Raw genomic sequence first — 13,122 nt, forward strand, 5'->3', positions numbered from 1 at the left:
ATGAGACAGGTGGCCAGTAATCAAAACTATCAGTTCACATTAACAATTAAACATACGGACTATATTGTCAGGGATCACCGGGTGCATGGCACCCGGATTATACCCGGTGTCACATTTTTAGATATGATATACCGTATGGCGCTGAGCAAAGGTTTGCCTATTGAAGAACTCGAGTGTCAAAATATTTTGTATTTGGAACCTGTAGCAACATCGGATACCTTTGACAGAGAAATCCGCATTCGGTTTCAGGGATTGGAACAGGGATGGGAAATTCAGGCGAAGAGCAGAAAGGTAAAAGATGACCGCATTCTGGATGAAAGCTGGGATGAGAATATGAACTGCAGGCTCATGCCGAAAATCCCGGAAAGCATGAGTTCAATCAATATTGATGAAATTAAACATGCCTCCGTCCGTGAAGATGATATGGAGATATGTTATGACTATTTAAAAAAGGTTGATATAGAGCATTTTGAATTTATGAAGAGCCTTGGGAAGGTTTATGCGTCTGATCATTCTGTACTTGCAGAGTTGACGCTCAGCCAAATTGCCAATCAATATACCGGCTATTTTCAATTGCATCCCACTTTTCTTGATGCGTCTACCATCATATCGATCCTTTATCAGGCATGTCCCGAATATTTTACACAAGGATCTCCGGCAAGCCGGATGAAAACGTATATTCCCATTCATATTGAATCTTTCCGTATGACGAAGCGCCTGGAAGACAGGTGTTATGTGTACATAGAGAAGCAAGACCAAAATCATGATTCAGGGGATGTCATCCAAATAAGTTACGGTTTGTACGATGCACACGGGGAGATGATCGCTTATTTTACGCGGCTGTCTGTGAAACATATTCGCTCAAAAGATTTAATTGAAAACCTGAAGCAGACTCGTTTGGAAACTGAAGCGGCTTCTCAGTCAAAAGACAGCCTGATCAGAAAAGATTCAATCAAAAATCGAAGCGAAAGCATCGAGACACACCTTAAAGAATTAATATCCGGGGTTTCAAATATAGATCTGCGTGACATAAGGACAGACATTGGTTTTTATGAACAGGGCCTGGATTCAGCTTCTTTGCTTGCCATTGTCAAAGAACTTGAAAACAAAACAGGGGAACAGCTGTATCCTACACTCCTGTTTGAGCAGAAAACGATCCGGGAACTCGCCGCGTATATTAAAGAAAATCAAAAAATGTCCAGTTATTTCTTAACGCGAAATCAACCGGCTGAAAAGCCTGACATGAAAGAAAGTAAGAACGAAAATCTTTCCGCTCTTATAACAGAAGGAGACATTCAGCAGCTGATCGCAGATATCAAAGGGACTGCCCCTGAAACACTCTCTGTGGTAAAAGGTTTTTATGAACAAGGCCTCGATTCCGTAACACTTATGCAAGCCGTAAAGGCATTGGAAGAGAAAACAGGCAGGGAACTGTACCCTACTTTATTGTTTGAGTATCCGACGATTCAAAAACTTGCAAACTATTTTGCAGAGAACGGCGAAAAAACTTCCGTTGAAAAAGACCTCCCTCTTTATCATGGAGAGAATCATACGGCTCTGACCTATTTAACGCCGCATTGGAGACAAAAGGCTGCCGCTTGGGACCCGAATTGCGGAAATAAAAAGAAAAGAACATACCTGCTGTTTCAATATGACAGAGAGCTTTTTCATTTTATGCGGGAAAATGCTGAAAATGGATTCGGAAATACACAGATCATCCTCGTTTTATCAGGGAATCGTTATTCCTATCACGGAGACGGTGTTTATGAGATCGATCACAGAGAGGAAGCTCACTTTGACAGGCTTGCAGCTGATCTGAAAAAAAGGGGGCAAATGCCCGACACCGCGGTTTACGGGTGGCCGGAAGGGTCATTTGCCGGCCCGGAAAAAATAAATGAACAGCTTTCTAAAGGGGCTTACCCGCTATTCTTTTTCAGCCGGGCATTGATGCGCAGCAAGGCGGAAAAAAAGGTTGTATCGCTTTTCCTTTATCCGTCGGACCATAAAAATGATCAGCCGCTTTACGCTTCAGTCCATGGCGCAGGGCAGTCTATTTTGCTTGAGAACCCGAAACTGACCCTTAAGACAATCGGGATATCAGTTTCAGACAAGTCATCGTTGCCGGATCTTACAGCTGAAATCATCAGATGCGAATCAACTGAAGCGCATCCGGGAGAAACCGATCTTTATTATGAAGGAAATGTGCGCTGGGTCCGTGCCTTACGGGAAGCGGAACCGGCTCAAAACTCAGGTTTCTCCTTTAAAGAAAACGGAGTATACATGATTACAGGAGGTGCCGGCGGCTTAGGCCTTATATTTGCAGAACATATCGCAGCCCAAACGAAAGCCAATATTATTTTAGCGGGCCGTTCTGAACTTACGGAAGACAAAAAGAACAAAATCAGCCGAATGAAAGCAGGCGGTTCTTCGGTTCAATATATAAGAGGTGATTTTTCAGATAGCCGCGATGCAGAGCGAATCATAAAAACCATTAAAAGGAAATTCGGAGAAATCAACGGTGTGATACACAGTGCCGGTGTGACGCACGACGCTTTATTGATTCAAAAATCAAAAGATGAAATCCAGGAAGTGATCGCTCCGAAAATAAATGGGACGGTCTTATTGGACAGCTTGCTGCAAACCGAACCTTTGGACTTCTTTGTGATGTTTTCATCAAGCAGCTCGATGTACGGGAATATCGGACAGACGGACTACGCATTGGCCAACCGGTTCATCGATCTTTTCGCTGAGTGGCGTGAAGGAATGAGGCGGAAAAAAGAACGCTCCGGCGTCTCAGTAGCCATCGGCTGGCCGCTATGGGAAGACGGCGGCATGAAAGTGGATAAACAAACTGAAAAATGGATGAAACAAAAAATCGGTATGGTTCCTCTTAGTAAAACCAATGGGATCAAAGCTTTTCAAGATTCACTCTCTCTGAACGCATCACAGCTGATCGTGTTTGAAGGTGACAAAGAAAAATTGAAATCTGCACTTCAAGATACCTTCATGGAGGATGAAAACCGTGAGATCCAAATAAATGAAACAGCTGATACAAGGCATGAGGACATTGCCATTATCGGATTAAGCGGGAAGTATCCGATGGCTGAAGACTTACCTGAATTTTGGGAGAATTTAAAGAGCGGAAAAGATTGTATTACAGAAATCCCGCCTGACCGCTGGAATATGGATGATTTCTTCAGCGAAGACAGAGATATGAAAGGGAAGTCTTACAGCAAGTGGGGAGGTTTTATCAGCGGAGCCGATCAATTTGATCCGCTTTTCTTTCATATTTCCCCAAGGGAAGCAGAACTTATGGATCCCCAGGAAAGGCTCTTTTTAGAAACGGCCAAAAATTGTTTTGAAGACTCAGGATACCCGAGAAACATGCTGGAAAAGATGAAAGTCGGTGTATTTGTCGGTGCAATGTGGGGCCAATATCAACTATTTGAAGGAGAAGAAAATGGAGTGGCTTTCTCGCCGGCATCCGTCTATTCTTCAATTGCCAATCGGGTGTCTTATTATTTTCATTTAAAAGGTCCGAGTTTGGCTCTTGATACAATGTGCTCTTCATCACTGACCTCTATTCATTACGCATGCCAAAGCATACATTGCGGAGAGAGCGATATGGCATTAGCCGGCGGAGTGAATTTGTCAATACATCCGAATAAATATAAGTTCCTCAGCATGGGACAGTTTCTATCAAGTGACGGCAGATGCCGGAGTTTTGGAAAAGACGGAAGCGGTTATGTTCCCGGTGAGGGAGTCGGAGCCGTATTGTTAAAACCATTGAAAAAAGCAATAGAAGATCAAGATCAAATATACGGTGTGATTAAGGGAAGCGCCGTTAATCACGGAGGAAAGACGAGCGGGTATTCCATACCGAATCCGGATGCGCAGGCGGAGGTCATTTCAGAAGCGCTTCGTAAAGCTGACATTGATCCAAATACCGTCAATTATATTGAAGCGCATGGAACGGGTACGTCATTAGGCGATCCGATTGAAATTCAAGGACTGAAAGATTCCTATCAACTGAATCATCCTTGCGCCATCGGTTCGGTGAAATCAAATATCGGACATTTAGAATCTGCGGCAGGAATCGCTGCGGTAACGAAAGTGCTTCTCCAAATGAAGAATAAGCAGCTTGTTCCTTCTCTGCATTCCGATATTGTTAATCCGTTTATAGATTTTGAGCAGGTTCCTTTTCAAGTGCAGCGGAAAGCGGCTGAATGGAATATTCCGCAAAACAGCAATGCTGTTCATCCTTTGAGAGCCGGGGTAAGCGCTTTTGGGGCAGGAGGGACAAACGCGCATCTTATATTGGAAGCGTATGAGCCGCCAAAAGCTTTTAATCATCAAAGCGGCCGAGTGATCTTTGTTTTATCGGCTCAAGACAAACAACGGCTGATAAAGTATGCGAAGGTTATGGCTGATTTTCTATCAGAAAATGAATCGAAGGATAACAATCATAAACTGCGTCTTCAGGATATTGCCTATACACTTCAGACGGGACGCGATCATATGGAAGAACGGCTGGCGATAGTGGCAGATTCCGGGCAGGTCATTGCTGAAGAGCTTTCAGCTTATATCAGGGGTGAAAAAAGCAGCTTGAGCTATACCGGTAATACATTCGAATCAGAAGTTCACAATGAAATGCCTCACGTTTGTTCAGATTACGCCGAAGCAGCATCCAAATGGGTAAATGGACGAAAGATAGATTGGGAGACTTTTGAGGTAAATCGGAATGCCCGCAGGATTTCTATTCCGGGACAACCGCTGATCAAACAGCGGTATTGGATAGCGGAAAAAGGGGAAACGCTTGTTTCAACAGATGTGAGTAAGCCGGGTCACCCTTTCTTGGGGAGTAACACGTCCGATTTTAATCAGTTCAGTTTCACGAAAAAAATCAGCCGTAATCATCCATTCGCACTAAGTCTGTCTGAAGGAAACGTGTCCTTTTTCCCTTATGCATCTTTGGCTGAAATGGCTATCGTCAATGCAGCGGCGGCATTTGGACAACCAGTTCATACATTAACTGATTTATTGTGGACCGAAAGCATGAACGGAATGACTGATATACGGGAACTGATGGTTACGCTGACGCCTGAGCGCGGCTTTGCGCGGTTTGACATATATGCAAACACAAAACATGAGAATACAGTACGTCTTGCCAGGGGAAATGCGCATATTGTTAAGCCTGAAAGCGGTATGCTTCCTGAAGCGCTTGATATTGCTGAAGTCAAATCAGAAATGACTGAACATCCTGCTGAATCGCCTTTTGTCATTGAATCAGCGAAAAACAGTGACGGAATGCTGTCGCTTCATTCATTGCCGGATGAGCTTTATGCAAAAAGAGAGAATTTTACGATCTCTCCTGAAGCGCTTGAGTCCGCGATTCAAGCCAGTGCGTTTTTTGTCAGCGGAGAAACCTTCCCGGAATTGATCGGAATGGGAGCGGCGTATGTCTATCAGCCTCTCGCTCAAAATTTTTATGTCTATACTCAAAAAGAGAACCGGCAGAACAGCCGTGATGTAACGTGTCGTATGACATTTACAGATGAAAACGGAAGCATTCTGGCAGAGTGCAAAGATGTGAGATTCAGATATGGTCATGAAAAAAGCACTGTTCAGACGGACGACGAACTCATTCGTCTCCTGCGTCAATTGGAAACCAATGATATTGATCAGAAGGCTGTATTGAAACAATTAATGGGGGAAGAATGATGAACGGAAAACGTGAACAAATCAGCGATATTCTTGATCTGATTCAAACAGGACAAATATCGGCTGACGAAGGCTATGCCCGTGTGACATCCATTCAGAATCAAAAATCACGGGCATCGAACCATCCGCTTTTTTATTACAAGCCGGAATGGACAGAATCGTTCATTCCGAATAAGAAGAGCGCACCCTTGAGGGGATTGCTCCTGATTTTTGCAGAAAATGAACGGCAAATACAAGAATTGAGCGGTTTGTTTAAGGACTGTACTCTCTTGTTTGTTATCCGCGGAAAAGAATTTGCTGTTTTACATGATGATACGATTTGTATGAACCACGTGAAAAAAGACGATTATCTAAAGCTGTTCCGATACATTCATGATCATTATCAGCCGCCCGAAAAGATTCTTCACTTGTGGTCTGATTCTCAGGCTGACATGAGTAAGGGAGGTATACAGAAACAATTGGAAAACGGATTGTTTTCTCTTCTGTATATTACACAGGCGCTGATTGAACTAAAATGGAAAAAGATAATAAAGCTGACGCATATTTTTCAAACCGAGAATAAAGAACAACTGCCGCTGCATCATGCTCTCGGCGGATTGGTGAAAACCGTTCACCAGGAACACCCCAATTTTCACTATCAGATTATCAATATCACGCAATCAGAGGGTGCGGGAGCCGCTCTTCCAGCAATAGCGGATATATATCAGAGAGAGTGTGACGAAAAACGGGATATCCATTTTGAAGTGCGCTATGAAAACGGCAGACGTTTTACAAAAAGCTATAATAAAGCCGGCTCATTCGATTTAACCCAGCCGCTGAAACATCATGGGAATTATCTGATTACAGGAGGCCTGGGCGGTCTCGGGTATATATTGGCAAAACATCTGTCGGAAAAATGGAAAGCGAATCTCATATTGACGGGGCGCTCTGATTTAACTGAAGAGCAGGAGAAAAAGATCGAATATTTAAGAAGTTCAGGTTCAACAGTTGAATATATCCTATCTGATGTTTCAAAACAAAGTGATGCTGAACGGATGTTTGCTTTTGCAAAAGAGCAGTTCGGCACCTTACATGGAGTATTTCACAGTGCCGGCGTACTCCGTGACTCTTTTATCTTAAGAAAGACAAAAGAAGAAATTGATCAAGTCACAGGTTCGAAAGTTTATGGCACGTTGTGGCTGGCGGAAGAAATCAGAAAAATGAAAGTTGAATTACTTGTCTTGTTTTCATCCACATCGGCAGTCTTCGGCTCAGCCGGCCAATGTGACTATGCTTTCGCCAATGCCTGTTTGGATCAGTATGCAGCAGTTATGACCGCAAAAGAGTCTGCCGGAAGGGTAGTGTCAGTCAATTGGCCGCTATGGACTTCCGGCGGGATGAATATTGACGATGAAGGAATATCCTACATGAAACAGGAACTCGGTCTTGACCCGTTAGATGACGGTGACGGAATACAGGCCCTGGAGAACAGCTTGTGTCAACCATCTGAACAGCTGATTGCCTTGAAAGGCCGAAAAGAAAAGATTGAGGATGTGCTGAAGCGTGCCGGCACAATCAGCTTACACTCAGAGCAGCAGGAAGATGCTGATTTGCAAAACGATGAATTAAGACAAAATATCATCAGTTATCTGAAAAATATAATGTCCGAAGAGTTGAAATTACCTGCCTCACTCATAGATGAAAAACAATACCTGGAGAAATACGGCATTGATTCAGTGATGATCATGCGTCTGACCAAAAAGCTGGAGCAAAGTATCGGCAGATTGTCGAAAACATTGTTTTTTGAATATCATTCAATATCGCAGTTAGCCGAATATTTCCTGAGTCATCACAGCGAACGAATGATGAAACTGCTGAACCCGGCCGGCACACCTGAACTTGTCTCATATCAAAAAAAGCAAAAAAGAAAACCATTGGAAACAAAAGCGCCGGTACGCTCTGAAGAAGATTCAAAAGAGCACATTGCGGCCGATCCCCTTTCTGCTGATATAGCGATTATCGGTGTCAGCGGCAGATACCCGGGTGCGGAAAACATCAGGGAGTTCCAAAATGTGCTGATGAATGGACGGGATTGCGTAAGCGAAATTCCTGATGACCGGAAGGAAATGCTGGAGGGAAGCTGCTATAAGTGGGGAGGTTTTCTGAAAAATCCAGATCGGTTTGATCCTTTATTTTTCCGGATATCACCGAAAGAAGCGGCTTTTCTTGATCCTCAGGAACGTCTCTTTTTAGAGACAGTGTACAATACCATAGAGGATGCGGGTTATAAACCTTCAGATCTGACCCGCAAAAAGGTCGGAGTTTTTGCAGGCGTCACATATGGAAGCTATCAATTTTTCGGCGTTGAAGAATCACTTAAAGGAAATGAACTGGCCGTCGGGTCTCCATTTTCTGCAATAGCAAACAGAATATCGTATTTCTTTAACTTTAAGGGGCCGAGTATGGCGGTTGATACAATGTGTTCATCCTCTCTTAACGCCATTCACTTAGCCTGTGAAAGTATACGAAGAGGAGAAAGCACACTTGCTGTTGCGGGCGGGGTCAATCTTACGCTTCATCCGAATAAATATACATTATTAAATCAAAGCCGCTTCTTTGCAAGTGATGGCCGATGCCGTACATTCGGCGAGGGCGGTGACGGTTATGTACCGGGAGAAGGAGTGGGATCCGTACTTTTAAAGCCGGCGGCGGAAGCGGTAAGGGACGGAGATCATATTTATGCGCTGATTAAAGCGACAGCGGTCAATCACGGAGGGAGAACAAACGGTTTTACGGTTCCTAATCCGAATGGTCAGTCTGAACTGATACAGGACGCGCTTGAGAAAGCTTGTATTGACCCTCGTACAATTAGTTATATTGAAGCTCACGGAACGGGAACTGCTCTGGGAGACCCGATTGAGATCACCGGGTTAACAAAAGCGTTTCGGGAATTTACGGAGCACACTCAATATTGTTCAATCGGTTCTGTCAAATCAAATATCGGCCATCTTGAGGCCGCAGCGGGAATTGCCGGTTTGACAAAGGTTCTTTTGCAAATGAAACTGAAAAAACTGTTTCCTTCCATACATGCGGAGACGCTGAATCCAAATATTGATTTTAAAGCATCTCCCTTTTATGTACAGCGGTCATTGCAAGACTGGAAGAAACCGAAACTGCAGGAAAACGGAAAAACAGTAACTGTTCCGAGAAGAGCGGGGATCAGCTCATTCGGAGCGGGAGGAACGAATGTTCATATCATTATAGAAGAATATGAAGAAACAAACGTCTCAACAGAACATGTTGAGAACGAACCGCATATTGTCCTGTTATCTGCCAAAGACAATGAACGTCTTCTTGAGTATGCCGAAAACATGAGAGATTTTATCCAACGTTCACTAAGTCCTGAAGTAAAGGATAAACAGCCTGATATGAAAGAAAAGGTGAATGAAGTACTCAAACCGTTTGTTTCGGAATTGCTTCATATCCATCCGGAAGAAATTAATATTGCTGATCACCTGAGTGAATTTGGCGTAGGACCTTTGGAATTAAGCCGGATGGCGGATTTTATTAACGAAATGTTTCATATTGAACTCACGATGTATGAATTAACTGATTGCCCCTCCATTCAAGCGGTTACTGAATACTTATTGAAGGAATATGCCGGAGCGATAAGAAACATGTTCCCGAATGAAGTGATGGAAGCCGGCCAATCGGAAAGCGTCGTTTTACGGGATCTGGCATACACTACACAATCGGGCAGAGAAGCGATGGAGGCCAGAGCGGCGATTACCGGTACCTCCCTTAAAGAAATTAAGGATAAATTATTTGAGTTTTGCCGCGGTGACAAGCAAGTTCCAGGCGTATATGTTAATCAGCAATCAGCAGATGCGTTTGCTGAAAGAATGAAGGCGTTAACGGAAGGCAGAGCAGGTGAATTGTTTGTAAAGACCATTATTGAGACCGGTGAAGCGGAAAAGCTGGCTCAATTATGGGTTTGGGGGGCGGATATCGATTGGAAATCCGTTCATCAACATTTACAGCAGCCGGGTAAACGGATCTCAATTCCGACTTATCCGTTTGCGAAAGAACGTTATTGGGTTCCGTCCAGGACTGAGAAGGCAGAGATCCCTCAGCATTCTTTTCAACATCACTTGCAAAAAAAATGGAGGGAGAATCCGTTTGTAAATCCATCCGAAACAAAAGATTACGGACTGACAGTAGCATTTGTAAATCAAGACACAGAATCAATTGCCCGCACCATTTGTTCGGATATAGATCAGGAGAATCTGATTGTCATAAAACATCACTCTTCATTTATAAAACACTCTGATCAAATGTTTGAGTGTTCTTTATTAGATGAAAACCACGCATACGACGTTATCCGTGAGATCTTCTCGGGCGGTGAGCGGCAGGTCGAAAATATATTTGATTTCTCAGATATCGGAAACCAGAGTGAAAATCAGAACGGCATCCCATATGGTAAATTCTTATTTATACAAGAAATAATTAAGAGGAGTAAAAAGGAAACACCAATATCCATTTTACAAATCACCAATGGCTTGCAGGTATTTAAAGCGGAAAAACCAAAGCTGACGGGGGCAGAATCAGCGGCTTTTCTGAAAGCCCTTTCTGCGGAATACGGCTTTGTTCATGTGAAAACAATAGATATAGACAGCATGAAAGAAACGCATGAGCTGAAACAAATCTTTGAGAATGAAAGGGCGCAATGTACCGGAGAGAATGAAGTATGCTACCGCAGCGGCGTCAGATATGTTCCGTATTTTGAAGAAGAAAGAATCCATACCGGCGAGCCTGTTTCATTTCCTGCGGATAAAGCCATCGTGATTACCGGCGGGACAGGGGGCATTGGCAGAGCAATAGCTGAAGATTTGGTGAAACGGGGAGTGAAAAAACTCGTACTGACGGGTACGCGTCCATTACCTTTGCGAAGTGAATGGGATCATTTGCTGAAAGAGGGCAGACAGGACGAAAAGACAGTCAGCAATATCAAACTGTTTCAAAGTTTTGAAGAGAAAGGTGTCAACTATCTGTATTACAGCGGTTCTCTCACAAATGAAGAGAAGCTGCGTTCATTCTTTCACCAAGTAAGCCTTGAATTTAAAGATATAAGCGGTGTCATACACTGTGCCGGACTGCACAGCGGCGGAAATCCGGCCTTTATTCATAAAAGAATGAGTGAATTTAAGACGGTGTACGGGCCGAAAGTCACTGGACTTCAGAATTTGGAGCGGATTTTTAATAATAGGCCGCTGGATTTCTTTATTCTATTTTCATCAATTGCTGCACAGTCACCCAAACTGTCGAAAGGAATGACTGATTACGCGTCTGCAAACGCATATATGGACTATTTCGCGGCTTATCATTTTCAAAAGGGGAGAACGTATTTCACGTCCATCAATTGGCCGAGCTGGAAAGAAGTCGGAATGGGTACTGTGACGAGTCCTTTATATGATGAATTGGGATTGGACTCTCTTTCCACACGGGAAGGACTGGCGATTTTGTATCATGCACTGGAGAGAAAATCGGCCAATATCATTCCTATCGTGAAAAAAGGAACAGTGTTTCATGCAGACAGTCTCCTGAACATCAATAAAACCGGCGGAGCTTCGGTGCCAGTCCGAAGACAGGAGACTCCCGACACTTTTGATCATTCAGAAGGGCTTGTCAGTGAACTTTCTGCCGTATTTGCCGAGGAATTGAGCATTCCCCTTGAAAAGCTTAACCCAAATACGGATTTTCAGGAATACGGTGTGGATTCTATACTTCTTGTCAGCATTATACATCGTATAGAAGCAATGATTCAGAAAAAAATTGACCCTACTGTGCTTCTTGAACACAACACGATTCAGGGTCTTGCGGAATATATCGGTAAGACGGCGCCGCCGTTGAAAAAACAAATCGAACAGACTGATTCTCAAAGCAGCAATCAGCAAGATATGCAGTCTGTGACGAGCCGAAATACAGAACCGCAGACGGCTTCCTCTGCAAAGATAGCTGTTATCGGAATCGGATGTAAGTTCCCTGGAGCGGCTGATAAAGAGGAATTTTGGGACAATCTGAGAAAAGGGAAGAATCATATTAAAGAAGTACCTGATTCCCGGTGGAATATAGAAGAAAATTACTCTCCGGTGCAGCAAAAGGGAAAAAGCATCAGCAAATGGGGAGGATTTATCAATGGAATCGGCAGCTTCGATCCGGAGTATTTCCGCATGGAAGAGGAGAAAGCCATCCAAACGGACCCGCTGATAAGACATTTCTTAGAAACGAGTGTACAGACTGTACGGGATGCCGGTTATGAAGAAACGGAATTATCGGGAAAAAAAGTCGGCGTATTTGTCGGTTCCAGAATGGGCGGCTACGGTCACAAACTGCCGAAAGAAAGCAGCAGCCACATCGTCGGGCTCAGTCAAAACTTTATTGCTTCACATGTGTCGCATTTCTTTAATTTTCACGGTCCAAGCATGGTTTCTGATACCGCTTGTTCTTCTTCATTAGTCAGCATTCATTTAGCCTGCCAAAGCATAAAAAACGGTGATTCAGAGATGGCGCTGGCAGGAGGGGCGGATCTGCTTTTGGATGAAATTCCTTACCTGATGTTAACCGAAGGAGGAGCTCTTTCGCCGGACGGTCAGTGTTTTACTTTTGATGAAAGGGCAAACGGCTTTGTACCCGGAGAGGGTTTTGGCGCTGTTCTGTTAAAACCGCTGGATAAAGCGAAAGCAGACGGAGATCGGATATACGGTATCATTGAAGCATCAGCTATTAATAACGACGGTGCGACAATGGGAATCACGACGCCGAATCCTAAGCTTCAAGAGCAGGTTATTCAAGATGCATTTGAAAAAGCCGATATCACTCCCGGATCAGTCAGCTACGTCGAAACTCACGGCACAGGCACGATGATTGGAGATCCGATTGAGCTTCAGGCTCTGACAAAAGTATTCCGAAGAGACACAAACAAAACGCAATTTTGCGGAGTAGGAAGTGTAAAAACCAATATCGGACACTTATTAAGCGCTGCCGGAGCGGCAAGTTTCATTAAAGTGATTTTATCAATATGGCATAAGGAAATTCCGCCTACATTGAATTGTGAAACGCCAAATCCCCGCTTTGAATTTGAAAAGTCGCCTTTTTATCCGAATACAGAACTGAGAAGCTGGAAGGATGGAAAACGGAGGGCGGGCATCAGCGCTTTCGGTTTTGGCGGAACAAACGCCCACCTTTTGGTAAGCGGCCTGGAGGATTCATATCATTCCGTCAGAACTCCGCTGCCGCCTGCCGAGTTTGTCAGAAAAGAGTACTGGCCGGATTCAATTCGGAAAAAACAAATCAAACAGAATAAAAAACGGCTTCTTGAAATTATTGATGAAACAGAGTAGCACCTGCTCTGTTTCTTTACTT

The 13,122-nt window shown here is 43.8% G+C and carries 2 protein-coding genes; both read left to right on the plus strand.

Features of this window, described 5'->3' with window-relative positions; all coding sequences use genetic code 11:
* Positions 1-9 precede the first annotated feature (9 nt).
* Positions 10-5,721, plus strand: a complete 5,712-nt coding sequence (locus HWY38_RS08440; protein ID WP_317986215.1) for a type I polyketide synthase — start codon at positions 10-12, stop codon at positions 5,719-5,721.
* Complete coding sequence (locus HWY38_RS08445; RefSeq protein WP_224181800.1) at positions 5,721-13,100, plus strand: SDR family NAD(P)-dependent oxidoreductase; 7,380 nt, start codon at positions 5,721-5,723, stop codon at positions 13,098-13,100. Before HWY38_RS08440 ends, HWY38_RS08445 begins: the two co-directional genes overlap by 1 nt.
* Positions 13,101-13,122: the final 22 nt, after the last annotated feature.

This window comes from Bacillus sp. KS1 (genome assembly GCF_020075515.1).
Taxonomy (GTDB): domain Bacteria; phylum Bacillota; class Bacilli; order Bacillales; family Bacillaceae; genus Bacillus; species Bacillus velezensis.

Excerpts from the sequence above, each read along its gene's own strand:
- HWY38_RS08445 (WP_224181800.1), top strand. The coding sequence starts at position 5,721 with ATGAACGGAAAACGTGAACAAATCAGCGATATTCTTGATCTGATTCAA.